This window comes from Nocardiopsis moroccensis (assembly GCF_055763695.1).
The window spans coordinates 1524922-1550660 of the sequence record NZ_CP199747.1 but is presented as its reverse complement, the minus strand read 5'-3'; the positions used below and the strand labels follow the sequence as shown (position 1 = coordinate 1550660).

The following is a 25739-nucleotide window of genomic DNA, read 5'->3' as shown; positions in this document are numbered from 1 at the left end:
TCCGATCACAAACATAGCCTCTGTTTGTATATGAGAATACCATCTACATACGGAGACAACATTGATTCCCCCAGTTGAACGCCCCGAACACGTCGCCGAGGCGACCCGACGTCTGGCCCAGGGCATGGACCGCTCGGTGCTCGCCTTCCCCCTGACCCCCTTCGACCAGGACGGGGCCGTGGACCTCAAGGCCTTCGAGGCCCACCTGGAACACCAACTGGCCGCCGGCCCCGGAGCGCTCTTCGTCGCCTGCGGCACCGGTGAGTACTTCTCCCTCGACCTGGACGAACACGAGGCCCTGGTCTCCGCCGCCGTGCGGATCGCCGACGGCCGGATCCCGGTCGTGGCCGGAGCGGGCCACGGAACCCCGCTGGCCGGCGCCTTCGCCCGCTCCTCCGAACGGGCCGGGGCGGACGCGGTCCTGCTGCTGCCCCCGTACCTGGTCAACGGACCCCAGTCGGGCCTGGTCGAGCACACCCGCCGGGTGTGCGCCGCCACCCGCCTGCCGGTCATCGCCTACCAGCGCTCCCAGGTCTCCTTCACCCCCGAGAGCCTGATCGAACTCTCCGCCATCCCCAACCTGGTCGGCGTCAAGGACGGCCACGGCGATCTGGACCAGATGCAGCGCCTGGTCCTCGCCGCCCCCGAAGGCTTCCTGTTCTTCAACGGCGTCCCCACCGCCGAACTCCAGGCCCGCTCCTACGCGGCGATCGGTGTCAGCGCCTACTCGTCCGCCATCCACGCGGTGGCCCCGGAGATCTCCCACGCCTTCCACGCCGCCCTCGGACGGGGTGACGACGCGTTGGTCGACCGCCTGCTCAACGAGTTCTTCGTGCCCTGGGTCCGGCTGCGCGACCGGGGCACCGGCTACGCGGTCTCCCTGGTCAAGGCCGCCGCACAGGACCGTGCCGACGAACTCGGCTACCACGTGGGCCCGGTGCGACCGCCGCTGGCCCAGCCCGCCCCCGAACACCTCGCCGAGGCCCGGACCCTGATCCGCGCCGGTTTGGAGATCGTCCGATGAGCAACCCCGAAACCACCCCCGTCACCAGCATCGACCCCCGCACCGGCAAGGACGTGGAGACGGTCACCCGGGAGAGCACCACCGAGGAGGTGCGGCAGGCCTGCCGGGCCGCGGCCGACGCAACGCCCGCCCTCACCCGCCTCGGCCGCCTGTGGCGGGCCGACCTCCTCCAGGCGTGCGCGGACGCTCTGGAGAAGGACCGGGAGGAGCTGGTCCGCTTGGCCGACCGCGAGACCGCCCTGGGTCCGCAGCGGCTCAACGGCGAACTCACCCGCACCACCTACCAGTTCCAGACCTTCGCCGAGGAGATCCGTGGGGGCGCCTACCTGGAGGCGGTCGTCGACCGTCCCGGCCAGACCCCCGCCGGCCCTCGGCCGGACCTGCGCCGCATGCTGGTGCCCCTGGGCCCGGTCGCGGTGTTCGGGGCGAGCAACTTCCCCTTCGCCTTCTCCGTACCCGGCGGGGACACCGCCTCGGCCCTGGCCGCGGGCTGCCCGGTCGTGGTCAAGGCGCACCCCGCCCACCCCGCGACCTCACAGCGCACCTTCGAGGCACTGACCGGAGCCGCCCGGGCCGTAGGCGCCCCCGAGGGGCTGCTGGGACTCGTGCACGGTCTCGAATCCGGTCGCGACCTGGTCCTGGCCCCCGAGATCCGTGCCGCGGCCTTCACAGGCTCCACCCGCGCGGGCCGCGCCCTGTGGGACCTGGCCTCCTCCCGGCCCGACCCCATCCCCTTCTACGGCGAACTCGGCAGCCTCGACCCCCTGGTCGTCACCCCCGCGGCCGCAGCCGCCCGAGGTGAGCAGATCGCGGAGGGCCTGTTCGGCTCCTTCACACTGGGCGCGGGACAGTTCTGCACCAAGCCCGGACTGGTCCTGCTCCCCGGCGACCAGGCCGGCTCGGCCCTGGTCGACCGGCTGGCACAGGCCGTGCGCACCCACCCGGCCCAGACCCTGCTGACCGAGGGCATCAAGGCCGCCTACACCTCCGCGGAGCTCCCCGGCCGTCTGGTCGCCGAGGGCCCGGCGGACGAGGAAGGCTGGTCCGTTCCCGCACGGCTGCTGCAGGCCCGGCTCGCCGAGCTCACCCCCGACGGCCTCGACGAGTGCTTCGGACCCCTCACCCTGGTCGCCACCTACGACGACGAGGAGGAACTGCTCCGCTTCATCGAGGAACTGCCGGCCTCCCTGACCGCCTCGCTCTTCTCCGAGTCCGACGAGAGCGCGTTGCGGGGCAGGCTGGCGGAACGCCTCCTGACCCGGACCGGCCGCCTGGTGCACGACGGATTCCCCACGGGGGTGGCGGTCAGCGCCGCCATGCAGCACGGCGGCCCCTGGCCCGCGACCACCAACGCCCTGCACACCTCGGTGGGCGCGACCTCCCTGCGGCGTTTCCTGCGCCCGGTGAGCTGGCAGAACGCCCCCGCGGACCTGCTGCCGGACGAGCTGCGCGACGAGCCCGAACACCCGGTCGCCCGACGCGAGTCCTGACACACCACACACACGAGAGCGGCCCCGGGAGGTGATCCCGGGGCCGCTTCGTCGGTTACCGAACCTGGGGTGCGGGCGCGCTCCCGGCGCGCCCGCACCACGGATCAGGAGCTGCCAGTGGCCTCGCTGACGTCGTTGATGAACTGCTCCGCGGCCTCCTCGGGAGTCAGGTCGCCGAAGCCCAGGTCGTCGGAGGTCCGCTTGGTGATCTCCACGACCTCGCCCGCGCCGATCGGCGGCGGCGGGTTGCCGTCGACGATGTCCCCGGTGATCTCCTCCAGGAACGCGGCGCTGCGCTCGTCCGCGGGCGGAAGGTCGCCCAGGATGTGCTCGCGCATGTCCACGTTGGCCGGGAGCCCCAGGTCCGACAGGGTCAGCTCGGCGGCCTCCTCGCTGTTGAGCAGGAAGTCCACGAACTTGGCGGCCTCCTCCGGGTGCTCGGAGTTCGCGGAGACCGCGTAGAACATCGCGGGCTTGAGGTACATTCCGGTGCGCTCGTGCTCGGTCTCACCCGGGTAGCGCAGCAGCTCGATGTCACGCCCGGAGGACTCGCTGATCCCGCCGAGCTGGTTGGTCCAGAAGTGGGCCATCGCCCCCTGGTTGGTGGACAGCACCGACTGGTCGGGACCGCCGGCCTCGATCTCGACGCTCTGCGAGGCGCTGGGCTGCCCGCCTCCTTCCAGCAGCCGTTCGGTGATCTCGAACCAGGAGGTCAGGGTCTCCTTGGAGAAGGCCAGGGTGCCGTCCTCGGCGTAGAGGTTCTCCCCGCGCTGGCGGGCGAAGATCTGGAACCCGGACTCGTTGTAGGCCATGCTCTGCACACCGGCGAGCTCGCCGTCGGTGGCCTCGGAGATCTCGTTCGCGATCTCGACGTAGTCGTCCCAGGTCCAACTGGTGTCGTCGGGCATCTCCACCCCCGCCTCCTCGAAGGCCTGGGGGTCGGCCATGATCGCGTAGGCGTTCACCCCGGTGGGGATGCCGAAGGTCTGCCCGTCGAGCACGCCGGTCTCGGCCACCAGCGGGTCCAGGGCGGACAGGTCGAGCTGGTCACCGTACTGGCTCAGGTCGGCGAGGGCGCCGCGCTGGCCGTACTCGCGCAGGTACCGCTCCTCCTGCATGAGGATGTCGGGGGCGTCGTTGGCCGCGGTGCTGGTGGCCAGGCGGTCCCAGTAGGAGCCCCAGTCGGTGTAGTCCGGCGAGATCTTGATGCCGGGGTTCTGCTCCTCGAAGACCTCGATGAGCTCCTGCCTCGTGGAGTGGCGGTCGTCCGCGCCCCACCAGGAGTAGCGCAACTCCACGACGTCGCCCTCGGAGTCCGAGGAGCCGCAGGCGGTGGCGGCCATGACCAGGGCGGCGACCGCCGCGGTCGTGGCGAGCAGGGGACGGCGTCGGCGCCGTGCGGGCGCACTGCCGGAGAATGGGTTCATGGGGGGATTGACCTCTCTGTGCGTGATAAACGTGAGTACGAAGTTCTGGCTGGGTGTTGAAGCCGGAACCGGGTTCAGGGGCCGTTGCCGATGGCCGTTTCCAGCTCCTCGATGAACTGTTCGGCCGCCTGCTCGGCGGTGAGGTTGCCGAAGACCAGCTCCTGGTAGATCCGCTCGTTGATGTTGGCGATCTCGCCCGAGCCGACCGGCGGTGGCGGGTTGCCGTCGATGACCTCGTCCTCGACCTCGGCGAGGAAGGCCGCTCCGCGTTCTCCGGCCGGAGGCAGGTCGTCCGCGACGGCTTCGCGCACGTCCAGGTTGGCGGGCAGCCCCAGGTCGGACAGCACCAACTCGGCCGCGTCCGTGCTGTTGAGCAGGAAGTCGACGAAGCGCGCGGCCTCCTCGGGGTGGTCGCTTCCGGCCGCGATCGAGTAGTACATCGCGGGTTTGAAGTACATTCCGGTGCGTTCGAGCTCGGTCTCGCCCGGGAACCGCAACAGCTCGATGTCACGGCCGGAGGCTTCGGTGATCGCACCGAGCTGGTTGGTCCAGAAGTAGGCGGTGGCACCGGTGTTGGTGGAGAGCACGGACAGGTCGGGACCGCCGGCCGCGATCTCCACACCCTCGGTCGCGGAGGGCTGTCCGCCGTCCTCCAGCAGCCGTTCGGTGATCTCGTACCAACTGGTCAGGGTCTCCTTGGAGAAGGCCAGGTCCCCGTCCTCGTCGTAGAGGTTCTCGCCGTGCTGGCGGGCGAAGACGTGGAAGGCGTTCTCGTTGGTCATCCCCTGGGTCCCGACGATCTCACCGTCGGTGGCCCGACTGATCTCCACCGACATCTCGATGTAGTCGTCCCAGGTCCAGGTGGTGTCGTCGGGCATGTCGACACCGGCCTCCTCGAACGCCTCCGGGTCCGCGAGGATCGCGGAGACGTTCACCCCGGTGGCGGCACCGAAGGTCTGCCCGTCCATCTCGCCGCTCTGGGCGACGTTCGGGTCGAGGCCGGACAGGTCGAGGGAGTCACCGAGCTCGGCGAGGTCGGCCAGGGCGCCGCGTTCGCCGTACTCACGCAGGTAACTCTCGTCCTGCATGATGACGTCCGGGGCGTCGTTGGCCGCGGTGCTGGTGGCCAGGCGGTCCCAGTAGGAGGCCCAGTCGGTGTAGTCCGGCGAGATCCTGATGTCGGGGTTCTGCTCCTCGAAGACCTCGATGGCCTCCTGGAGACGGGTGTGCCGGTCGTCCGAACCCCACCAGGAGAACCTCAGCTCGACGACGTCGTCCCCGGGGCCCGATCCTCCCCCGCAGGCGGTCGCGGCCATGGCGAGCACACCGGCCATCGCGGCCGTGCGGAGCGGGTGGCGGTGTCGGTGCGATGGACGCGCACCACCGGCGGGGAGGCTCATGGGTGGCTTCCTTTCCTCTACTTGATTCCGGTGGTCGCGATGCCCTTGACCAGGTAGCGCTGTCCGGCCAGGAAGAAACCGAAGACAGGCCCCAGGGCAATGACGGACATGGCGAAGAGCGGACCCCAGGAGGTCTGGGATGTGGAGTCGACGAAGGTGCGCAGGGCCACGGGGACCGTGTACATGTCCGGACTGGTCAGGAAGATCAGCTGGCTGAAGAAGTCGTTCCAGGTCCAGATGAAGGTGAAGATCGCCGTGGTGGCCAGGGCCGGCAGGGACAGGGGCAGGATGATCTGGCAGAAGATCCGCACGTGTCCGCAGCCGTCGATGCGGGCCGCCTCGTCCAGGTCCTTGGGCAGTCCTCGGATGAACTGCACCATCAGGAAGATGAAGAAGCCGTCCGTGGCCAGGAGCTTGGGCACGATCAACGGGTAGAAGGTGTTGATCCAGTCCAGCTGCGCGAACAGGATGTACTGCGGCACGATCACCACGTGGATCGGCAGCATGATCGTGCCGAGCATGATCGCGAAGAACAGGCGCTTGCCGCGGAACTCCAGCCTCGCGAAGGCGTAGGCGGCCATCGAGCAGCCGATGAGGTTGCCGATGATCGCTCCGCCCACCACGATCGCCGAGTTCAGCAGGTAGCGGTGGAACGGGTACTGGAGTGCGGTCCACCCCTCGGTGTAGTTGCTGGGGGTGAAGTTCCAGGGGATCAGTCCGGGTTCCCGGAAGATCTCGGCTGTGGGTTTGAAGGAACTGGAGAGCATCCACAGCAGCGGGTAGAGCATGATCAGGCCGAAGCCGATCAGTCCCAGGTGGATGAGCAGTCGCCGTGTGCGTTCGGCCTTGGTCCGCCGGGTGGGGGCGGAGGCCGCGGTCTCAGTCGCCATAGAAGACCCAGAACTTGGAGGCGAGGAAGTTCACCGCGGTGAACCCCCCGATGATCATCAGGAGCAGCCAGGCCATCGCGGACGCGTAGCCCATGTCGAAGGCACCGAAGCCGCGTTGGTACAGGTAGAGGGTGTAGAAGAGGGTGGAGTCCGAGGGGCCGCCGGTACCGCCGCTGACGATGAACGCCTGGGTGAAGGTCTGGAAGGCGTTGATGATCTGCAGTACCAGGTTGAAGAAGATGATCGGCGTGAGCATGGGGACCGTGATGTGCCAGAACCGCCGCAGGGGACTGGCTCCGTCCACGGAGGAGGCCTCGTAGTACATCCTCGGGATCTGCCGCAGCCCGGCCAGGAAGATGACCATCGGCGCACCGAAGGTCCACACGTTGAGCACGATGAGGGTGCCCAGGGCGTAGTCGGGGTGGGAGACCCAGCCCTCGCCCTGGATGCCGAAGAACCCCAGGACCTGGTTGATGAGGCCTTCGGCGCCGAAGACCTGGCGCCACAGGATGGCCACCGCGACACTGCCGCCCAGCAGCGAGGGCAGGTAGTACACCGAGCGGTAGAGGGGCAGGCCCCGCAGTCCTCGGTCCAGGACCATCGCCAGGGCCAGGGCCATCGCGAGCTGGAGGGGCACGGAGACGAACACGTAGACGAAGGTGACCTTCAGCGCGCTGTGCAGGCGCGTGTCGGTCAGCATCCGCTCGTAGTTCTCCCCGCCCACCCACTGGTGTTCACCGATGAGGTTGTAGTCGGTGAAGGAGAAGTACAGGGAGGCCAGCAGGGGCCCCGCGGTGATGAGCGCCAGGCCCAGGAACCACGGGCCGAGGAACCCCAGGGCGGCGAGGTTCTCGTACCTGCGCTCCCCCTTGCGGGGAGCCGCGGCCCTGCGGCGGGTCCGGGGCGGGCGCGCCCCGGTGTCGGGGCCGTCGGACGACCCCGCCTTGCTGTGGAGAAGAGCGGTCAAGACGACACACCTCCTTCCCGAGCCGTTGTCGTGCGTGCCGTCGGCACGCCTGGACCGGGGTTCATGTGGTGACCGCCAATCTGGTCGGAAAACGCACTGATGAGGGAGACGCTCACACTATGTGGCTGAGAACACGGGTGAATTTCGCAGGCCATGGCTTGGTAAGCGCTATCCAGATATTAGGATGTTCAGTTTCTAGCACCGGGTTACAGGGCTGTCAACGCCCTGTTTCACCCCCGACCCCGAGCACGCACCAGATCGTTATCTTCACCCCGGGGCTCCCATCCCGGTAAATAGTCGCCCTTTGTGTTTGATCGAATACTCTTAGCTCCGATTCCTCGGGTGGTACGGAAAACCCCTCGTGGCCCCCACTCGCGCACCCCCTCTTGTCGTGCGCTTCGGAAAGCGTTTACCATTCCTGTGTGAACGACACCACTCAACGCAGGTACGCGATCGTCGGCACCGGCTCCAGGGCCCGCATGTACACCCGAGCCCTGGTGGACACCCATCGGGACCGGGGGCGCCTGGTCGCCCTGTGCGACACCAACCGCACGCGAATGGCCGTGCACAACCGGATCATCACCGACGCAGGCGCGGAGGCCGTGCCCGAGTACGGGGCCGAGGACTTCACCCGCATGCTCCGCGAACAGGCCGTGGACGAGGTGATCGTGTGCACCGTCGACCACACCCACGCCGACTACGTCGTGGCCGCCCTGGAAGCCGGCGCGGACGCCATCACCGAGAAGCCCATGACCGCGGACCTCGAAGGTCTGCGCCGGATCAACGACGCCCAGGCCCGCACCGGGCGCCGGGTGACGGTCGGATTCAACTACCGTTACAACCCCGTCCACGGCCAGGTCCGTGAGCTGATCTCCTCCGGAGCCATCGGCGAGGTGGGCTCCGTCCACTTCGAGTGGCTCCTCGACCTCCGCCACGGAGCCGACTACTTCCGCCGCTGGCACCGGGACAAGACCAAGTCCGGCGGACTGCTGGTGCACAAGGCCAGCCACCACTTCGACCTGGTCAACTGGTGGGTGAACGCACACCCCCGCGAGGTCTTCGCCTGGGGCGGCCTGTTCTTCTACGGCCAGGACAACGGCCGCCGCCACGGGCTCCTCAACGACTACGAGCGCGGGCACGACGCCGAGGCGGCAGAGAACGACCCCTTCGCCCTGCACATGCGGGACAGCCCCGACCTGACCGCCCTGTACCTGGACGCCGAACACGAGGACGGCTACCGGCGTGACCTGAACGTCTTCGGCCCCGACATCACCATCGAGGACGACATGTCCGTCATGGTCAGATACGACACCGGGGTGCGCCTCAGCTACCACCTCGTGGCCTACGCCCCCTGGGAGGGCTACCGCATCTCCTTCACCGGCAGCCGCGGCAGACTCGAACTGGACATGACCGAGTTCGCCAGCACCACACCGGGCCAGGACGAGGCGCACCCCGTGCGCGGAATGCCCGCCCCCAAGGAGAACACCGAGGCCAGGCTCCTGCTGCGCCGCCACTGGCAGCCCCCGGAGGAGATCCCCGCGCGCGTGGGCGGCGGCGGCCACGGCGGCGGGGACAACGCCATGCTCGACTCCCTGCTCGGCGGAACCGACGACGGTATCCGCCCCGACCACGCCGACGGCGGCAACGCCCTCCTGACCGGGCTGGCCGCCAACGCCTCCATGGCCTCGGGCGCACCCGTGCGCGTGGCCGACCTGCTCTCGGGCGAGCACTGATGCCCCGCACCGACGACACCGCACCACTGCCGCTGCTCCTGGTGGGCATCCACGGGCACGGCCGCTCCCACCTGCGCGCGCTGCTGCCCCTGGCCAGGGCCGGGGCCGTCCGCCTCGTCGGGGTCTGCGACCGCAGGCCCCCCGCCCCCGACGACGACCTGGAAGGGCACGGAAACGTCCCCTTCTTCGACGACCTGGCCACCGCCCTCGACCGGACGCAGGCACGCCTGACCGTCCTGGTCACCCCCATCCACACCCACCTGCCCCTGGCGAAGGTGGCCCTGGAGCACGGCTCGCACCTGCTGCTGGAAAAACCCACCACCCCCTCCCTGGCCCAGCTCACCAGCCTGGAAGAGGCGGTGCACGCCTCCGGTCTGGCCTGCCAGGTCGGCTTCCAGAGCCTGGGCTCGCAGGCGATCGACGAGGTCGGCCGGCTCGTGGGCGAGGGCGTCCTGGGCGAGCTGCGCGGAATCGGAGCGGCCGGCGCCTGGAAACGCACCTCCGCCTACTACGACCGCGCCCCCTGGGCCGGTCGGCGCGAGCTGGACGGGCACGAGGTGGTGGACGGAGCCCTCACCAACCCCTTCGCGCACGCCGTGGCCACCTCCCTGGCCCTGGCCGGTGCCGAGCAGGACGCCCCCCGCTCCCTGGAACTGGAGATGCACCACGCCCACCCCATCGAGAGCGACGACACCTCCGCTCTGCGCCTGCGCACCCGGGACGGCACCGTCCTCACCGTCGCCGTCACACTGTGCGCGCCCGAGAGCCAACCCCCCGCCATCACGCTCCACAGCGACCGGGCCAGCCTGACCCTGGAGTACACCCTGGACCGGATCACCCTCCACCGGCCCGGCCACGCACCGCGAACCACCACCCACGGGCGGGTCAACCTCCTGGAGAACCTGGTCGCACACGTCCGGGGGCAGTCCCCCCTCCTGGTGCCACCCGAACGCACCCGGGGCTTCACCCACGTCCTGGACGCAGTGCGCACCGCCCCCGCCCCCCGACCGATCCCGGCCCGATACCAACAGGTCCACCAGGAGGAGGGGGTCACCCACCGGAGCATCCCCGGAATCACCGACCTGGTGCACGAGAGCGCGAACTCCCTGGCGCTGTTCTCCGAGCTCGACGCCCCCTGGACCAGCCCCGCCCCCACGGAGGTCACCACGTGAACCTGTCCCTCGGCCACACCGTCGTGGCCACCCACCACAGCGGCACCTCCGTGCCCGCCGAACTCTCACCACGCCCCTACCTGCACCCGGTGCGCACCCTCGCGGGAACGGAGGTGACCGAGACCGGCCCCGCCGACCACCGCCACCACCTGGGGGTCAGCGTGACCCTGGCCGACGTCTCCGGGACCAGCTTCTGGGGTGGTCGGACCTTCACCCGCGAGCACGGATCGATCATGCTCGACAACCACGGCCGCCAGGAACACCTGTCCTGGAAGGAGCACTCCGCGGACCGGACCGTCGAGGTGCTCTCCTGGACCGACCCCGGGGGCACCGAGCTCCTCCGGGAGCACAGGACGGTCCGCGCCCTCACCCTGGACACGAAGACCTGGGTCCTGGACCTGCACTCGTCACTGCACAACACCTCGGGCCGGGAGTTGGGGATCGGCAGCCCCGCCACCAACGGCCGCCCCGGAGCCGGGTACGGCGGAGTGTTCTGGCGGGCGCCGATCGGTGACCTGCCGCCCTCGGTCACCGGCCCCGACGGGACGGCGGGGGAGGAGGCCCTGCACGGCTCGCACGCCCGCTGGCTCGCCCTCTCCTCGACCGCCTCCCGCGATGCCCCGTGGACGCTGCTCTTCCTCCAACCCGGCCCGCGCACGGACCCCTGGTTCCTGCGGGCCAAGGAGTACCCGGGTGTGTGCCCGGCCCCCGCCTGGGACACCCGGCTGCGCCTGGGCGCCGACCGGACCCTGGAGCTGGGGCTGCGCACCGCCGTCACCGACGGCCCGGTAACCGACCACGAAGCACTGGCCACAGCCGTCGCGGCGCTGGCCTGACCACCACGACACCCCGCACCGGGGTCTGGAAAGGAACCGCACACATGCGCGTGCTCGTCACCGGAGGCTCCGGACGACTGGGGCGAAGCGTCGTGACCGTGCTCGCCTCACGCGGACACGAGGTGACCTCGGTGGACACCGCCGAACACCCGTGGCCGGAGGGGATCACCCCGGCCGTCTGCGACCTGCTGGACAGCGGGGCCCGCGCGGAGCTGTTCGCCCGCGCCGCCCCGGAGGCGGTGGTGCACCTGGCGGGTATCGCCGTACCCTTCGCCCGCCCCGACGCCGAGACCCTGCAGGTGAACACCGCCCTGGCCTGGGAGGTACTCACCGCCGCCGTCGAGGCGGGGGCCCACAGCGCCGTCGCGGCCTCCAGCCCCACCGTCTACGGGTACAACACCCCCTCCTGGAAACCGCGGTACCTGCCCCTGGACGAGGAACACCCCGTCGCGCCCTGGCACGCCTACGGCCTGAGCAAGGTGATGGTGGAGGAGACCGTCCGGGCCCTGGCCCGGACCTCCGACAAGTGCGTGCTCTCCGCTGTCCGGCCCGGCTACGTGGTCTCCCCCGAGGAGTGGCGGGGAGCCCTCACCCAGCAGGGCCACACCCTGGGCGAACGCCTGGAGGACCCCGCCCTGGCCGCCGGCTCGCTGTTCAACTACGTGGACGCCCACGACGCCGCCGAACTGTTCGCGCTGATCGTGGAGAACCCCGAGCGCGTCCCCGGCGGCACCGTCTACAACGCCATCGCCCCCGACCCCCTCGCCCGGGGACCGGTCGAGACCGACCTGGCCCGACTGCACCCCGCCACGGCCGAACACGCCCCGGCACTGGCCGACGGGCGGGCGGTGTTCTCCTCCGAGCGGGCCCACCGCGATCTGGGGTGGAGGCCCGAACGCACCTGGCGCGACCTTCTGCACCAGACGGAAGAGGCCTAGTGGCAACGAGGGAAGGACCCCGCCCCTCCGCTACTCTGGGAAAGAGTTTTCCCAACGGTGGTAGGAGGGGCAGGGTCGTGGATCCCGGTTACGTGACTCTGGAACAGGTCGCCGAGCACGCCGGGGTCTCCCTGGCAACCGCCTCACGCGTGATCAACGGGAGCACACGGCAGGTGAGCCAGCGGCTCCGGGAGAAGGTGGAGGCCAGCGCTCACGAGCTCGGATACCTGGCCAACGCCTCCGCCCAGACCCTGGCGCGCAACAGCAGCTCCCTCATGGGCCTGGTGGTGCACGACATCGCCGACCCGTACTTCTCCCAGATCGCGGCCGGAGTCACCCGGTACGCCGAGGAGCTGGGGCTGGTACTGGTGCTGGGCACCACCAACCGCTCCACGCAGGCGGAGACACGCATCATCTCCGCGCTGCGCTCCCACCGGGCCAAGGCGATCGTGATCGCCGGTTCGCGTACCACCAGCGAGGAGAGCGACGCCCGTCTGGCCAAGGAGATCGAGGCCTTCGGGCGCCAGGGCGGCAGGGTAGCCCTGGTCTCCCAGGCCACCCTGCCCGCCGACACCGTCACCCCGAACAACCACTCCGGAGCCGCGGCCCTGGCCCAGCACCTGGTCGCTCAGGGGCACCGGCGCTTCGCGATCCTGGCCGGTCCCACCAACCTGCGGACCGCGCGCGAACGCTTGGACGGCTTCCACTGCGCGCTCTCGGCCGCCGGACTCGAACTCGCCCACCACAACGTCGTGCACGGGGACTTCACCCGTGACGGCGGCTACGAGTCCACCCGGCGCCTGATGGCCCTGGGAACCGACGCCACCTGCCTGTTCGCCGTCAACGACGTCATGGCCACCGGAGCCATCGCCGCGCTGCGCGCCATGGGCAAGACCGTCCCCGAGGACCTGTCCGTGGCCGGTTTCGACGACATCCCCACGCTGCGGGACCTCACCCCCTCGCTGACCACGGTGCGCCTGCCCCTGGAGGAGATGGGCGAACGCGCCGCCGCACTGGCCCTGGACTCCGACCACCACGGGGAACCGAGGGTGGTCAGCGTCGAGGGCACGGTCATGGCCAGGGAGAGCACCGCACCACCCAGGAACTGAGCGCCTTCACGGGCGCCACCCGCGGCGGCGGCCCCCGGTCGGGACCGCCGCCGTTCCTCGCCCAGTGCTAGGGGAGCGGGGCGAGGCCCTCCGCGAACACCAGCCCGTGACCAGGGCCGGTCCGCGCGGTCAGGCGGCCGTCGGCCAACTCCACCCCGCTCGGGGCGGCCAAAGCCCCCAGCGCGGCGAAGGAGGCGTGGTCGATGTCCTCGACCATGGCCACCTCGGGCAGGCACAGGGCCAGTTGGCCCGACAGCTCCGGCAGCAGGTGGGGAGCGACCGGCACCCCCCGCCGGGCCACCGACTCGGCGATGCGCAGGAACGGGGTGATGCCCCCGACCCGTACGACGTTGGGCTGGGCGACGTCACACACACCCGCGTCCACGAACCGCTCGAAATCCGCCACCGACCGCAGGTTCTCACCCAGCGCGAACGGCAGCGTGGTACGCGCCCGGAGTCGGACGTGGGCCGCCAGGTCCGGGGCGGGCAGCGGCTCCTCCACGAAGTGCGGTGCGAAGGGCTCCAGCCGCGCCAGTGCCCGGGCCGCCCCCGGGACGTCCCACCGCTGGTTGGCGTCGACCATCAGCAACCGCTCCGGGCCCAGGATGTCGCGTACCGCGCCCACCCGTTCCACGTCGCGGTCCACAGAGGCCGAACCCACCTTGATCTTCACCGCGTGGTGCCCCCGGTCCACCCACCCCCGGACCTGTGCCAGCAGGTCCGAAAGCGAGTAGTCCAGGTTCACACCGCTGCCGTAGGCGGCGACGCTCTCCCGGCGCCGCCCCAACAGCTCCACCAGGGGCGCGCCCACAGAGCGCGCGTGCAGATCCCACAGGGCGATGTCGACACCGGCCAGGGCCATCAGGGTCAACCCCGTCGTGCCCGCCTCGCGCAGGTGCCACAGCGCCTCGTCCCACAGGGCCGGGTGCGCCCGCCGTCCCAGCAGGGCAGGGGCGAGGTCGTCGTTGACCAGCGCCTCCACGGCCCGCGCCCCGATCAGCGGTGTCCAGGAGAACCCGGTTCCCACCAGGCCCTCGTCGGTGTGCACCCGGACCACGACGACGTCGTTGCGATCGACCCCGCCGTCCCAGGCCCGGCGCAGCGGCAACCGGTGGGCGCGGGCCGTCACCCGGGTCACCCTCACAGCACACACTCCGCGTGGCGGCGGGCCATCGTGGCGATGACCTCGTCACCGTCGGCGGACCACACGTCCTCGTTGAAGACCTCCCATTCCACGTCGCCCTCGTAACCAGCGGCCAGGACCGCCCGGTGCAGTGTGCGCGCGTCGATGTGTCCGTCACCGACCATGCCCCGGCCCAGCAGGGAGTCCACCGGCAGGGGCGTGATCCAGTCGCAGACCTGGAAGGAGGTGATGCGGCCCGCGGCGCCGGCCCGGGCGATCTGGTCGAAGACCGCCGGGTCCCACCACACGTGGTAGGTGTCCACGACCACGCCCACGACCTCAGGGGAGAACTGCTCTGCCAGGTCCAGGGCCTGACCCAGGGTGGACAGGACCGCGCGGTCGGCGCAGAACAGCGGGTGGAGGGGTTCGAGCCCGAGCCGTACGCCGCGTTCGGCCGCGTACGGAGCCAGGGCGTGGATCCCCTCCGCCACCCGCTCCCTGGCCCCGGCCAGGTCCCGGTCGCCCTCGGGGAGCCCGCCCGCGACCATGACCAGCACCGGAGCACCCAGTTCGGCGGCCTCGTCGATGGCCCGCCGGTTGTCCTCCAGGGCGTCGGTGCGGGAGGGGTCGCTCAGGAAACCGGCGCGGCAGTAGGAGGACACCCGCAGTCCCGCGTCGCGGACCAGGCGGGCGGAGCGTTCCAGGCCGGTCTCCTGGACGTGTTCACGCCACAGCCCGATGGCGGGCAGCCCGGCGCGCAGGCACCCGTCCACGGCCTGGGTGAGACTCCAGCGCTTCACGGTGGCCTGGTTGAGCGAGAGCCGGGCCAGGCGGGGGTCGCCTGGGGCCGGGGTCTCGGTGTGCACCGGCCTGCCGGAGGGGACGTCCACCGGGGCCGGAACCACGGGTCGGTGTCGGGGGGTGGTCGTCACTGGTCCACCCCCGAGACCCGGAGCAGGGCGCGCATACGCTCCTCGGCCAGGGCCGGGTCGCTGAGCGCCCCCGCCGCGTCGGCCAGGCGCAGGGTCTGCGCCAGGTGCGGGAGGTCGCGGGCGCTGTGCAGGCCGCCCACCATGTGGAACCCCTTCTGGTGCCCGTTGAGCCAGGCCAGGAAGGCGATACCGGTCTTGTAGTAGTAGGTGGGCGCGGAGAACAGGTGACGGGCCAGGGGCACGGTCGGTTCCATCAGGGCCCGGTAGCCGTCGGTGTCGCCCCGGTCCAGGGCGGCCAGCGCCCGGGCGGCGGCCGGGGCGATGGCGGCGAACACGCCGAGCAGGGCGTGGGAGTGGCCGTGTTCGTCCCCGAGCACGAGTTCGGGGTAGTGGAAGTCGTCCCCGGTGTACAGGCGCACCCCCGGCGGGAGGAGACGCCGCAGGCGGACCTCCAACGCGGTTTCGAGCAGGGAGACCTTGATGCCCTCGACGTGGTCGGCGTGCGCGGCGATCAGTTCGGCGACCGGCTCGATCGCCTCCTCGGGGGAGTCGTAGCCCCAGTAGCCCGCGAGAGCCGGGTCGAAGGCGGTGCCCAGCCAGTGCAGGATCACCGGCCGCTCGGCCCGTTTGAGGACGGCGGAGTAGACGCGGGCGTAGTCCTCGGGACTCTCGGCCACCGCGGCCAGGGCCCGGGAGGCCATCACGATGGGGGTGGCCCCGGCTTCCTGGACCACCTCCAACTGCTCACCGTAAGCGGTGATAACGCTTTCCAGATCGACGCGCGAAGACTCCAGGTGGTCGGTGTTGACCCCGCAGGCCAGCAGGGCCCCGCGGTCGCGGGCCTGGGCCCCGGTACGGCGGATCAGCTCGGCGGTGGCGGGCCAGTCCAGCCCCATGCCCCGCTGGGCGGTGTCCATGGCCTCGGCCACGCCCAGCCCCTGGTCCCACAGGTGGTGACGGAAGGCCAGGGTGGCCTCCCAGTCCAGGGCGGCCGGAGCTCCGGGGGCGTTGGCGCCGCAGGGGTCGGCGACCACGTGCGCGGCCGCGTAGGCGGTGCGCAGGCGGGCCGGGGGGAGGGGCGAGGCGTCGGCCGCGGCCCCGCTGATGGTGTAGGGGACGATGGTGCCCTCGCCGGAGGGCAGGTTCAGTGCGTTCACGTGGTGGAGACCTCACCGAGTTCGACGGTACGGCCGGTGCGGGCGGAGAGCAGCCCGGCCTCGGCCATCTGGATGCCGCGCGCACCGGAGAGGAGGTCGTGGTGGAAGGGGGTGCCCAGGACCACGTGCCGCAGGTAGTCCTCCCACTGGGCGCGGAACCCGTTGGGGAACTCCCCGTTGTCGGGGACGTCCGTCCAGTCCTCGCGGTAGCGGACGGGGTCGACGGCGTCGGGGTCCCAGACCGCCTTGGGGGTGGTGGTGCGGTGCTGGATCCGGCAGGAGCGCAGCCCGGCCACGGCGCTGCCGTGGGTACCGTCCACCTGGAACTCCACCAGTTCGTCGCGGTTGACGCGCACGCTCCAGGAGGAGTTGATCTGGGCGATGATGCCCTCGCCCACCTCGAAGATGCCGTAGGCGGCGTCGTCCGCGGTGGCCTCGTAGGACTCGTTCTGCTCGTCCCAGCGCCGGGGGACGTGGGTGGCGGTCTTGGCGGTGACCGTGCGCACCGGTCCGAAGAGGTGCTCCAGGACGTAGTGCCAGTGGGGGAACATGTCCAGGACGATGCCGCCCCCGTCCTCGGCCCGGTAGTTCCAGCTCGGGCGCTGGGCGGGCTGCCAGTCCCCCTCGAAGACCCAGTAGCCGAACTCACCGCGGATGGAAAGGACTTTTCCAAAGAAGCCGCTGTCCAGGAGGCGGCGGAGCTTGAGCAGGCCCGGCAGGAAGAGCTTGTCCTGGACCACGCCGTTGCGCACCCCGGCCTGCTCGGCGAGCTTGGCCAGCTCGAGTGCGGCGTCCAGCGTTCCGGCGGTGGGTTTCTCGACGTAGATGTGCTTGCCCGCGGCGATCGCCGAGCGGACGGCGTCCTCCCTGGCGTGCGTGATCTGGGCGTCGAAGTACAGCGGGACGTTGTCGTCGGACAGGACCGAGTCCAGGTCGGTGGTCCAGCGCTCGATGCCGTGCCTTTCGGCGATGGCGCGCAGTTTGCGCTCCGACCGGCCCACCAGTACGGGTTCGGGTATGACGCGGGAGCCGTCGGGTAGTTCGACACCGCCGGAGTCCCGGATGGCCAGCACCGACCTGGTCAGATGCTGCCTGTACCCCATGCGGCCGGTGACGCCGTTCATGGCGACGCCCAGCACGTGATCACTCATGGCTTGTTACCACCTCTCAGATGAAAGCGCTTTCCAGACTAGGGCAAAGCTACCCCGCCCCGCCAGAGGTGTCGAGACCGGGGACGGGGAATTCGCCCTGCGGAGGACACGGCTCCGCGGGGGAGGCGGCCTCCGAAGGGCGTCTCAGCCCAGCGAGATTCCCTCTCTGGGCGGCAGGTCGGCCAGGGTGGCCACCTCGTGCAGATGGTGGACCCCGGGGGAGAGGTTCCGTGTCAGGGAGGCGGCCCACGCGGTCACCGTCGCCGTCCCCCGGGACTGTCCCTGTCCGCGCGCCCAGCGCCGGTGTCCTCCCGAGACCGCCATCAGAGTCCACTCCCGGGAGCCGGGCAGATGCGGGACGCCCCGCAGCACCCCGGCCCCGGGCAGGCGGGTGAGCAGGGCCAGGGCCGTGGTGGCCGCCGCGGAGTCCAGGCCCAGGTGGGTGCGGACCGGGCGCGCGAGGTCGCGGGTGAGCGTGTGCTGGTCGGAGAAGTCGGCCCGGTACAGGCGACGCCGGCGGCCGGGCAGGTCGAAGGTCCGCCCCCGGGTGAGGTTGCGGACGCTCTTTCCGGTGGCCGGGTCGGAGAAGGACCGGCCGAGCAGGTTCAGGGACCATTCCGTGGCCGCCGCCCCGTGCCGTTCCCCCGACCCCAGGACCACCCCCAGGTCGACGGGGCCCTTTCCGGGGAGGTCGGCGGCGAGCAGGTTGGTCAGCCCGGGGGCCAGTCCGACACTGAGCAGGACCGGTGCGCGCGGCCGGAGCCGCTCGACCTCGTTGACGTAGCCGGAGGTGGCGGTGGCGTCGACGAAGGCCGCACCCCGGTCGGTCGCGGACCGGACCAGGGCCGGGTCCTCGGCCCCGGAGGCGTTGACCACGACGTCCGCGCCCCGCAGGGCGCTCAGGTAGCCCGCCAGGCCGGGTTCGGCCAGATCCACCGTCCGATCCGCGCGCCGGGGGTCGCGCCCGGCGACCACACAGGTGTGCCCGGCTCCGCGCAGCACCTCCACGACCGGAGCCCCCACGGCCCCGTAGCCGCCCAGGACGAGTACTCGCATCTCCGCCCAACTTTCTGTAGTGAAACTACAATAAGATATTTGTAGTGACACTACAGTCAAGTCGTAGGATGGTGACCATGGACGCACGAAAACCCGCCGACGGCCGCGCCGCCCGCTCGGCCGCCACCCGCGTCCGGGTCGCCCGGGCCGCGACCCGGCTGTTCACCACCGGCGGCTACACCGCCACCAGCATCGCGAACATCGCCGAGGAGGCGGGGGTGGCGACCCAGACGGTCTACTACACCTTCGGTACCAAGGCGGCCGTGCTCAAGGAGGCCCTGGACCAGGCCGTGGCCGGGGACGCCGAGCCCGTGGCCACCCTGGAGCGCCCCTGGGTCCGCGCGGCGCTGGCAGCCGAGGACCCGCACGAACTGGTCCGGCTCCAGGTACGGGGCACCGCCCGGGTCATGGTCCGCGTCGCCGCCCTGGTGGAGGTGCTCCGCGGCGCGGCCCCCTCCCAGCCCGAACTGGCCGAGCTGTGGCGGACCAACACCGAGCAGCGCCGCACCGTCCACACCGTGTTCGCCCGAGCCCTGGCCGACCGGGGCGCCCTGCGCGATGGCCTGGACGCGCAGGATGCCGCCGACACCCTGCTCGGCCTGCTCAGTCCCGAGCTGTACACCCTCTACACCGGCCAACTCGGCTGGAGCACCGACCGCTGGGCCGCCTGGGCCGTCGACGCGGTCAGCCACCAGCTCATCGGCCCCCCGGACTCGGGGAGTTGAACGGGGAGGCCGGGGATCAGGCGGAGGCCATGCCCAGACGAAGCATCAGTTCGGACTCGGTGATGATGTCGATCCGCTGGCCCTTGGCCATGTAGGTCTCGGCCTGCCTGTGCTTGGAGGTCTTGCCGCCGTGGTCGCTGTCGCCCACCACCAGCACGTCGGTCTTCTTGGTGACGTTCTTGGCCGGCACCCCTCCGGCCTCGGCGACACGCTTCCACACCTCGGGCTTGTCCATCGCCCGCAGATCGCCGGAGACGCACACCGTGCGGCCGCAGAGCGGACCGGCCGGGTCGGCCTCCGGCGAGGGTTCGGGTAGAGGGCTCTGCGCGGCCCGCTGCCAGCGGCCGTAACGATCCTCCACGACGGGCGCCGCCGACGCGGCGGGGGCGGCGTCCGGGAGGCGGACCGCGGCCCGGACCGCTTCCAGACGGCCCAGGCGCATACCCGCGGCGCGGGAGAGCTCGGGCAGGGAGCTAGTTCCGTAGCGGAGCATCGCCGCGATCATGATGTGTGCGGCCGCCTCGGCGTCGGCGTCGGCCCGGTGGTGCTGGGTGATCTGGTGGCCCACGTGCGCGCACACCGTGGGCAGGCGGTGGTCGGGCAGATCCCAGGTGCGCCGGGACAGGGCCAGGGTGCAGGCGTAGTCCAGGGCGGGCAGCGCCTGGCCCGTGTGGGCGCACGCCTGGCGCAGCGCACCCATGTCGAAGGCGGCGTTGTGCGCCACCAGCGCCCCGCCCTGTGCGAACTCCAGCACCTGCTCGTGCACCGTCTCCCAGCCGGGTGCCCCGGTGACGTCGGCGGCGGTGATCCCGTGCACGGCGGTGTTGTGCCGAGAGAAGAAGGACACCGGCTCCGGCGGGCGGATGAGGGTGCTGAACCTGTCCACCACCCGCCCCTCGCTCACCCGGACCAGACCCACGGCACAGACGCTGCCGCGGTCCTGGTTGGCGGTCTCGAAGTCGATCGCGGTCCAGGTGTGGGACACCCCCGCTACCTCCCTTGTACTTGCGTCGGAACGGGTCGAGCGTACCGGGGCGTTCGCACCGCCGAGGTCAGAACGGGTCAAAGGATTCGATGGCCTGTTCGCGCCACCGGGCGTCCTCGGCCCACAGGCTCTCGGAGGAACTCCACGCCAGCGTGTAGTGGTCGCCCTCGCCGACGGCGATGTTGCGGGCCAGGAGCCGCCGGGGGCCCTCACCCCGGTCCCAGGAGAACTCCCAGTCGGCGGCCGAGGCGAAGGAGGTGCGGGCGGTGACGTCCTCCAGCCTGATCCGCTCGTACCCGGGCAGCCGGTTCTGCGCGACCGAGTCGCTCTCCTGCTCCACCACGTGCGCGTACTCGTCGTCGTTGGGGTGCGGGGTGCGGTCGATTTGCAGATAGGCGTTGCTGGTGGGGGAGTCGTAGAAGACGCTCGCGCCCTCGGTGCGACGGGGCCAGCCCTCGGGGACCAGGAGGGCGAAGCCTTCGGGATCCCGGGTCCAGGTCATGCCCTCCGCAGCGGGTTCCCCGTCCATCTCCTCGACCGGGGCCTGCTCCGCGGCGGCCACGTCAGGGGAGGGGGACGTCTGTGCGTCCTGGCCCGCCTGGCCGGGCCCCTGCCCGCCGTCTCCCCAGGGGGCGACGACGACCAGGGTGGCGGCCACCGCCAGGGCGGCCATTCCCAGCGTGAGTACCACCACCGGCCACGACAGGCGCCGGGTGCGGCCGGGCCGGGCCCTGACGGCGGTGCCCTCGGCCGTCGGGGCGGTGGACAGGTCGGGGAGGGTCTCCCTCCGGGGGGCTGTTCCGCCCCGGGGGACGGGGGGCCCGGGGTGTCCGGTCGAACGCTCGCCCCGGGCCGCGGCGGTCAGTAGTCCCTGGCTGCCCCGGGCGTCCAGCCGCTCGGCGGGGTCCTTGGCCAGCAGCCCCCGGATCGCCTCGCCCATCGGTCCGGGCGGGGTCCGGGGCGGCTCCGCGCTGAGCACCGCGTGCAGGGTGGCCGGAACTCCCTCGCGCTGGAACGGGGACACCCCGGTGACCGCGTGGTGGAGGGTGGCGCCCAGCGACCACAGATCGCCGGCCGGGGTCGCCGGTTCGGAAGCGAGCCGTTCGGGGGCCACGTAGGCGGCGGAGCCCATGACACCGGAGGTCTGGGTGATCGCGGCGGTGTCGACGATGGTGGCGATGCCGAAGTCGGTGAGTACCACCCGGCCGGATGCAGTGATCATGACGTTCTCGGGTTTGACGTCGCGGTGGGTGATGCCCTGGTCGTGCGCGGTGGTCAACGCGTCGAGCAGGTCCAGCCCCCAGGCGGCGGCCCGCTCAACCGGGACCGGGCCCCGGTCGCGTACCAGGCGGTACAGGGACTCCCCTTCGAGGAACTCCATCACGATCCAGGGGCGGTCGTCGTCCTCGACGATGTCGTGCACGGTGACGATGTGGGGGTGCTGGCCCATCGCGGTGGCCTGGGCCTCACGCCAGGCCCGTGCCGCGACCCGGGCGCGTTCGTCGGCGTCCAGACCCGGCCCCAGCAGGATCTCCTTGACCGCCACCGTGCGGTTGAGTCCGATGTCGCGGGCCCGCCATACCCTCCCCATGCCACCTCGTCCGACCTCGGAGACGAGCTCGTAGCGTCCACACAGCGTGCGGTGGGGATTGACCACCTGGGGCTCCTGGGGTGGGGGCGGGTGAATGGGCGACGCGACAGCCGCGGAGGGGGAGAGCGCGCGCCAAAGTGTCCATTCTAGGAAGTTTTTGTCCCCACCGTGCACGTCCGCGAAGCTTGACCGGGAAGTCGTGGGCCAGGCCGACAGCGGTACGGAAGTACACCTGCCCGGGTCCGAGGAGCCCCTCGGGACCGGCCCCCTTGGCGCTCACCGAAGTTGTCAGCACTGCAAGGCGCTGGCCTGGGCACTGACAACTTGACGAGCGGCCTCGGTGGGTCCCGCTGCTTATCAAAGGTGGCAGGCTATCGGGCTCCTTGGCGCCCGTGCGAGCATGGCCAGCGCCCCAATCTGCGGACTGACACATGGCAATACCTGGGGCAGCGGCAAGAGGCGTGTCACCAGGCAGCGCGAATGTTCGCTTGAGTCAGCTGAAGGCCCTACACCCGAGCGGGTGTAGGGCCTTCAGCACACGATCGTTTCGCCGAACTCAGCCCGGCACTGCTGCACCCATCATCGAGGCGGACCAAACTCCGCCAACGACACCTTCACAGACTCCAGCCACCACCTGGCGACCAGCATTCCTCAGGGAAATCACCATGGCCATCATCCTCTCGCGAACGGTCTGAACAGCACCGACAGGCTTGGGAAGGTGACGGAACATGAGAGCCACGAGTGCAAACAGCCCGGAACCCAGCAGTGCTGGGCTCAATCCAGCGCTCTCTCAGTATCGCAACAGCGAGAACCATCGACAAGCTACTCACCGGTTGATTGACACCTGGTGAAACGCTCCACTTACCGACACCCCCTACCTGCCAAGGCTCCTGAGACCCTGGGGGGGCAGCTGCCAGCTTCGGCGAGCGACGACACCCGATGCGCAGTTTGGCCCGGTTGTGATAAAAAGTTAGGCGTGCCGAACTTTAGAGATTGGTTCTCTTCAAAGACCGTGTCGACGGTGGTCCCCGCGGCCGTACTCTCCCTCGCCCTGGGCGCCTGCTCCACCTCCTCCGCGCAGAGCGGCCAGGAGGGCGAGCGCCCCCTCGTCCTGACCACGTTCACCGTCATCGCCGACATGGCCCGGAACGTCGCCGCCGACCGGGTGGACGTGGCCTCGCTGACCAGGCCCGGAGCCGAGATCCACGGCTACGAGCCCACCCCCGACGACCTGGTGCGCGGCCAGGGCGCCGACCTCATCCTGGAGAACGGCCTGGGCCTGGAGGCCTGGTTCCAGCAGTTCACCGAACGCGTGGACGCCCCCACCGCCGTCCTGAGCCGGGGCATCGACACCATCCCCGTGACCTCGGGCGGCTACGAGGGCGAACCCAACCCGCACGCCTGGATGTCCCCCGACAACGCCCTCGTCTACGTCGACAACATCCGCGACGCCCTCATCGAACTCGACCCCCGGGGCGAGACGGAGTTCACCGAGGCCGCCGAGGCCTACAAGGAGGAGATCACCGAGGTCGGCACCTACCTGGAGGACGAACTCGCCGAGGTCCCCGAACCCGCTCGCGCCCTGGTCACCTGTGAGGGCGCCTTCTCCTACCTGGCCCGCGACGCCGGCCTGACCGAGCAGTACCTGTGGCCGGTCAACGCCGAACGCGAGGGCACACCCCGAAAGATCGCCGCCGTGGCCGAGTTCGTCCGCGACAACGACGTACCCGCCGTGTTCTGCGAGAGCACCGTCAACGACAGCGCCCAGCAGTCGGTGATCCGCGAGACCGACGCCGTCATGGGCCAGACCCTCTACGTCGACTCCCTCTCCGAACCCGGCGGCCCCGTACCCACCTACCTCGACCTGCTCCGCCACGACGCGCAGGCCATCGTCGCCGGACTGACCGGCGTGTGAGGGAGGAAACCGACGTGACAGCGGCCATCGAGGTCACCGGAGCCACCGTCCGCTACGGCGACGTCCTCGCCCTGGAAGACGTGCACCTGTCCGTGCGACCCGGCCGGGTGTGCGGACTCCTGGGCATGAACGGCTCGGGCAAGTCCACCCTGTTCAAGGCCGTGCTCGGCCTCGTCCCCCTCGACCGCGGCCGGGTCCGCCTCCTGGGCACCGACAACACCGCCGCCCGCCGCAGAGGACTGGTCGGATACGTGCCCCAGTCCGAACAGGTGGACTGGGCCTTCCCCGTACGGGTGCACGACGTGGTCATGATGGGCCGCTACGGGCACATGGGGCGCAGGCGCAGGCCCCGCCCCGCCGACTGCGAGGCCGTCGACCACGCCCTGGCCCGCACCGACCTCACCTCACTGGCCGACCGCCAGATCGGCGCGCTCTCCGGCGGCCAGCGCAAACGCGCCTTCGTGGCGCGCGCCATCGCCCAGGGCGCCGACGTGCTGCTCCTGGACGAACCCTTCGCCGGCGTGGACAAACGCTCGGAGGCCACCATCACCGACCTGCTCCTGCAACTGCGCCGGGCCGGACACACCCTGCTGGTGTCCACCCACGACCTGGCCCAGGTGCCCGTGCTGTGCGACGAGGCGGTGCTGTTGCAGCGCCGGGTGATCGCGCACGGCACACCCGAGGAGGTACTGGAACCGGACGTACTCCTGGAGGCGTTCGGTATCCACCCCAGTGAGGAGGGACGCCAGTGGACCCGCTGACCGCGCTCGTGGAGTGGTTCACGGTGCCGATGCAGTTCGAGTTCGTCCGACGCGCGCTGCTGGTGAGCGTGGTCGCGGGCGTGGTGTGCGCGGTGCTCTCGTGCTGGATGACCCTGGTGGGCTGGTCGCTGATGGGCGACGCGGTCTCGCACGCGGTCCTGCCGGGAGTGGTGCTCTCCTACATGTTCGGGATGCCCTTCGCGCTGGGCGCCCTGGTCTTCGGGGCCGGTTCGGTGGCGCTGATCGGGGTGGTCAACCGCACCTCCCGGGTCAAGGAGGACGCGGTGATCGGGGTGGTCTTCACCGCCATGTTCGCCCTGGGCCTGGTGATGATCTCGCGGGTCCCCAGCCAGACCGACCTGGGCCACATCCTGTTCGGCAACGTCCTGGGGGTGTCCGACGGCGACATCCTCCAGGTGCTGCTGCTGGCCGCCGTGGTGCTGGCCGTGGTCTGGTACAAGCACCGCGACCTGACCATGTACGCCTTCGACCCGGTCCACGCCCACGCCATCGGCGTCAACCCGCGCCTGTTGGAGACCCTGCTGCTGGGGCTGCTGTCGGTGACGGTCGTGGTGGCGCTGCAGGCCGTGGGCATCATCCTGGTCGTGGCCATGGTGATCACTCCCGGCGCCACCGCCTACCTGCTCACCGACCGCTTCGAGCGCATGCTGGTCATCTCCGCCGCGGTGGCCTTCGTCGCGGCCGTGGCCGGGGTGTTCACCAGCTTCCACCTGAACGTGTCCACCGGCGGCTGCATCGTGCTGGCCCAGGCGGTCGCGTTCGCCCTGGCCTACCTGTTCTCGCCCAGGCAGGGCGTGCTGTGGAAGGGCCGCACCGCCCGGGCCAGGCGGGCGGCGCGCGCCGGGCGCTGAAGGAGCGGAGGAGGGTGCGGCGACACGGGCGCACCCGGGCGCCGGGGGAGTGCGGGCGCACAGCACACCGTCGGGGGTCCGGCAGTACCCCGGCGAGCAGCGGGGGATCCTCGTCGGCGTAGACGGACAGGGTCAGTGCGCCTCGGGAGTCGGACAGCAGCCTGATGAGCTCCGAGCGGCCGTCCCCGTCCGCGGTGACATTGGAGATGCGCCCGCGGCGACCCTGCTGCACCGGTCCTCTCCATGATTTCCACACTGACCCAAAGTCGACATGGCGGGCAAGCGTGTCGCCTTTCCGTGGAAATAGACAAGTGCGACTTCTTAGCCCTGTGGGTTTTTCCCGTACGGGAATTTGAGAGAAATCCCGGCGAACTCTTGTTCGGGTCGCTAGTTTGGATCGCAACAAGAAAAACCCGACCCGGTGCTGACAACACCTGGTCGGGTTGTGGCCGACGCCTGCACCACCAGGTTTGTCGACTGAGCCA

General features: G+C 70.6%; 22 protein-coding genes. 11 read left to right on the top strand and 11 right to left on the bottom strand.

Features of this window, described 5'->3' with window-relative positions:
- Nucleotides 1-61: 61 nt before the first annotated feature.
- Nucleotides 62-1024 carry a 5-dehydro-4-deoxyglucarate dehydratase gene (locus ACUKCB_RS06470; RefSeq protein WP_473039575.1) on the top strand — a complete coding sequence of 321 codons (963 nt, stop codon included), beginning with the start codon at nt 62-64 and terminating at the stop codon, nt 1022-1024.
- Nucleotides 1021-2514 (top strand): aldehyde dehydrogenase (NADP(+)), encoded by a 1494-nt coding sequence (locus tag ACUKCB_RS06465; protein WP_473039574.1) that lies wholly within the window; start codon nt 1021-1023, stop codon nt 2512-2514. The genes ACUKCB_RS06470 and ACUKCB_RS06465 overlap by 4 nt, the downstream gene beginning before the upstream one ends.
- 104 nt (nt 2515-2618) lie before the next feature.
- Here ACUKCB_RS06465 and ACUKCB_RS06460 read toward each other — a convergent pair whose 3' ends face one another.
- The 4 genes from ACUKCB_RS06460 to ACUKCB_RS06445 all read right to left on the bottom strand — a co-directional run bounded on the left by ACUKCB_RS06460 (nt 2619) and on the right by ACUKCB_RS06445 (nt 7198).
- Entirely contained in the window at nt 2619-3941 is a 1323-nt protein-coding gene (locus tag ACUKCB_RS06460) for an ABC transporter substrate-binding protein (protein WP_473039573.1), read from the bottom strand.
- A 74-nt stretch (nt 3942-4015) separates the two neighbouring features.
- Complete coding sequence (locus ACUKCB_RS06455; protein ID WP_473039572.1) at nt 4016-5341, bottom strand: ABC transporter substrate-binding protein; 1326 nt, start codon at nt 5339-5341, stop codon at nt 4016-4018.
- Nucleotides 5342-5358: 17 nt separating this feature from the next.
- Complete coding sequence (locus tag ACUKCB_RS06450) at nt 5359-6231, bottom strand: carbohydrate ABC transporter permease (RefSeq protein WP_473039571.1); 873 nt, start codon at nt 6229-6231, stop codon at nt 5359-5361.
- Nucleotides 6221-7198 carry a carbohydrate ABC transporter permease gene (locus ACUKCB_RS06445; protein ID WP_473039570.1) on the bottom strand — a complete coding sequence of 326 codons (978 nt, stop codon included), beginning with the start codon at nt 7196-7198 and terminating at the stop codon, nt 6221-6223. Before ACUKCB_RS06445 ends, ACUKCB_RS06450 begins: the two co-directional genes overlap by 11 nt.
- A 422-nt stretch (nt 7199-7620) precedes the next feature.
- On the opposite strand from ACUKCB_RS06445, the gene ACUKCB_RS06440 reads away from it, so the two are divergent.
- The 5 genes from ACUKCB_RS06440 (at nt 7621) to ACUKCB_RS06420 (ending at nt 12986) form a co-directional block, all read left to right on the top strand.
- A complete protein-coding gene (locus ACUKCB_RS06440) occupies nt 7621-8931 on the top strand; it encodes a Gfo/Idh/MocA family protein (RefSeq protein WP_473039569.1) in 1311 nt (436 codons plus the stop codon).
- Complete coding sequence (locus ACUKCB_RS06435; RefSeq protein ID WP_473039568.1) at nt 8931-10103, top strand: Gfo/Idh/MocA family protein; 1173 nt, start codon at nt 8931-8933, stop codon at nt 10101-10103. Before ACUKCB_RS06440 ends, ACUKCB_RS06435 begins: the two co-directional genes overlap by 1 nt.
- Nucleotides 10100-10939: a DUF6807 domain-containing protein gene (locus ACUKCB_RS06430; protein WP_473039567.1), complete on the top strand. Its 840-nt coding sequence runs from the start codon at nt 10100-10102 to the stop codon at nt 10937-10939. Before ACUKCB_RS06435 ends, ACUKCB_RS06430 begins: the two co-directional genes overlap by 4 nt.
- A gap of 44 nt (nt 10940-10983) precedes the next feature.
- The gene (locus tag ACUKCB_RS06425) at nt 10984-11877 is read left to right on the top strand and encodes an NAD-dependent epimerase/dehydratase family protein (protein ID WP_473039566.1); all 894 of its coding nucleotides are present in this window, start codon (nt 10984-10986) and stop codon (nt 11875-11877) included.
- Nucleotides 11878-11954: 77 nt separating this feature from the next.
- Complete coding sequence (locus tag ACUKCB_RS06420; protein WP_473039565.1) at nt 11955-12986, top strand: LacI family DNA-binding transcriptional regulator; 1032 nt, start codon at nt 11955-11957, stop codon at nt 12984-12986.
- A gap of 67 nt (nt 12987-13053) precedes the next feature.
- On the opposite strand, the gene ACUKCB_RS06415 is transcribed toward ACUKCB_RS06420, so the two are convergent.
- From ACUKCB_RS06415 to ACUKCB_RS06395, 5 genes are all read right to left on the bottom strand, one after another.
- On the bottom strand, nt 13054-14130 hold the full coding sequence (locus ACUKCB_RS06415) for a mandelate racemase/muconate lactonizing enzyme family protein (protein ID WP_473039564.1): 1077 nt from the start codon (nt 14128-14130) through the stop codon (nt 13054-13056).
- Nucleotides 14127-15041 (bottom strand): sugar phosphate isomerase/epimerase family protein, encoded by a 915-nt coding sequence (locus ACUKCB_RS06410; RefSeq protein WP_473039563.1) that lies wholly within the window; start codon nt 15039-15041, stop codon nt 14127-14129. The genes ACUKCB_RS06415 and ACUKCB_RS06410 overlap by 4 nt, the downstream gene beginning before the upstream one ends.
- On the bottom strand, nt 15038-16198 hold the full coding sequence (locus ACUKCB_RS06405; RefSeq protein ID WP_473039562.1) for a dihydrodipicolinate synthase family protein: 1161 nt from the start codon (nt 16196-16198) through the stop codon (nt 15038-15040). Before ACUKCB_RS06405 ends, ACUKCB_RS06410 begins: the two co-directional genes overlap by 4 nt.
- Complete coding sequence (locus tag ACUKCB_RS06400) at nt 16195-17349, bottom strand: Gfo/Idh/MocA family protein (RefSeq protein ID WP_473039561.1); 1155 nt, start codon at nt 17347-17349, stop codon at nt 16195-16197. Before ACUKCB_RS06400 ends, ACUKCB_RS06405 begins: the two co-directional genes overlap by 4 nt.
- A 144-nt stretch (nt 17350-17493) precedes the next feature.
- Nucleotides 17494-18405, bottom strand: coding sequence for a saccharopine dehydrogenase (locus tag ACUKCB_RS06395; RefSeq protein ID WP_473039560.1), 912 nt, complete (start codon nt 18403-18405; stop codon nt 17494-17496).
- 77 nt (nt 18406-18482) lie between these two features.
- On the opposite strand from ACUKCB_RS06395, the gene ACUKCB_RS06390 reads away from it, so the two are divergent.
- Nucleotides 18483-19130, top strand: a complete 648-nt coding sequence (locus ACUKCB_RS06390; RefSeq protein WP_473039559.1) for a TetR/AcrR family transcriptional regulator — start codon at nt 18483-18485, stop codon at nt 19128-19130.
- Nucleotides 19131-19146: 16 nt separating this feature from the next.
- Here the strand turns inward: ACUKCB_RS06390 and ACUKCB_RS06385 are convergent, their stop codons facing one another.
- Both ACUKCB_RS06385 and ACUKCB_RS06380 read right to left on the bottom strand, forming a co-directional pair.
- Nucleotides 19147-20115 (bottom strand): exonuclease domain-containing protein, encoded by a 969-nt coding sequence (locus ACUKCB_RS06385; RefSeq protein ID WP_473039557.1) that lies wholly within the window; start codon nt 20113-20115, stop codon nt 19147-19149.
- A gap of 67 nt (nt 20116-20182) precedes the next feature.
- On the bottom strand, nt 20183-21772 hold the full coding sequence (locus ACUKCB_RS06380) for a serine/threonine-protein kinase (RefSeq protein ID WP_473039556.1): 1590 nt from the start codon (nt 21770-21772) through the stop codon (nt 20183-20185).
- Between the two features lie 910 nt (nt 21773-22682).
- Here ACUKCB_RS06380 and ACUKCB_RS06375 point away from each other — a divergent pair.
- The 3 genes from ACUKCB_RS06375 to ACUKCB_RS06365 are packed head-to-tail and all read left to right on the top strand — an operon-like array spanning nt 22683 to nt 25254.
- On the top strand, nt 22683-23621 hold the full coding sequence (locus tag ACUKCB_RS06375) for a metal ABC transporter substrate-binding protein (protein WP_473039554.1): 939 nt from the start codon (nt 22683-22685) through the stop codon (nt 23619-23621).
- Between the two features lie 14 nt (nt 23622-23635).
- The gene (locus ACUKCB_RS06370; RefSeq protein WP_473039553.1) at nt 23636-24382 is read left to right on the top strand and encodes a metal ABC transporter ATP-binding protein; all 747 of its coding nucleotides are present in this window, start codon (nt 23636-23638) and stop codon (nt 24380-24382) included.
- Nucleotides 24370-25254 carry a metal ABC transporter permease gene (locus ACUKCB_RS06365; RefSeq protein ID WP_473039552.1) on the top strand — a complete coding sequence of 295 codons (885 nt, stop codon included), beginning with the start codon at nt 24370-24372 and terminating at the stop codon, nt 25252-25254. The genes ACUKCB_RS06370 and ACUKCB_RS06365 overlap by 13 nt, the downstream gene beginning before the upstream one ends.
- Nucleotides 25255-25739 lie beyond the last annotated feature (485 nt).

Excerpts from the sequence above, each read along its gene's own strand:
- ACUKCB_RS06465 (WP_473039574.1), top strand. The coding sequence starts at position 1,021 with ATGAGCAACCCCGAAACCACCCCCGTCACCAGCATCGACCCCCGCACC.
- ACUKCB_RS06460 (WP_473039573.1), bottom strand. The coding sequence starts at position 3,941 with ATGAACCCATTCTCCGGCAGTGCGCCCGCACGGCGCCGACGCCGTCCC.
- ACUKCB_RS06455 (WP_473039572.1), bottom strand. The coding sequence starts at position 5,341 with ATGAGCCTCCCCGCCGGTGGTGCGCGTCCATCGCACCGACACCGCCAC.
- ACUKCB_RS06450 (WP_473039571.1), bottom strand. The coding sequence starts at position 6,231 with ATGGCGACTGAGACCGCGGCCTCCGCCCCCACCCGGCGGACCAAGGCC.
- ACUKCB_RS06435 (WP_473039568.1), top strand. The coding sequence starts at position 8,931 with ATGCCCCGCACCGACGACACCGCACCACTGCCGCTGCTCCTGGTGGGC.
- ACUKCB_RS06425 (WP_473039566.1), top strand. The coding sequence starts at position 10,984 with ATGCGCGTGCTCGTCACCGGAGGCTCCGGACGACTGGGGCGAAGCGTC.
- ACUKCB_RS06400 (WP_473039561.1), bottom strand. The coding sequence starts at position 17,349 with ATGAGTGATCACGTGCTGGGCGTCGCCATGAACGGCGTCACCGGCCGC.
- ACUKCB_RS06395 (WP_473039560.1), bottom strand. The coding sequence starts at position 18,405 with ATGCGAGTACTCGTCCTGGGCGGCTACGGGGCCGTGGGGGCTCCGGTC.
- ACUKCB_RS06390 (WP_473039559.1), top strand. The coding sequence starts at position 18,483 with ATGGACGCACGAAAACCCGCCGACGGCCGCGCCGCCCGCTCGGCCGCC.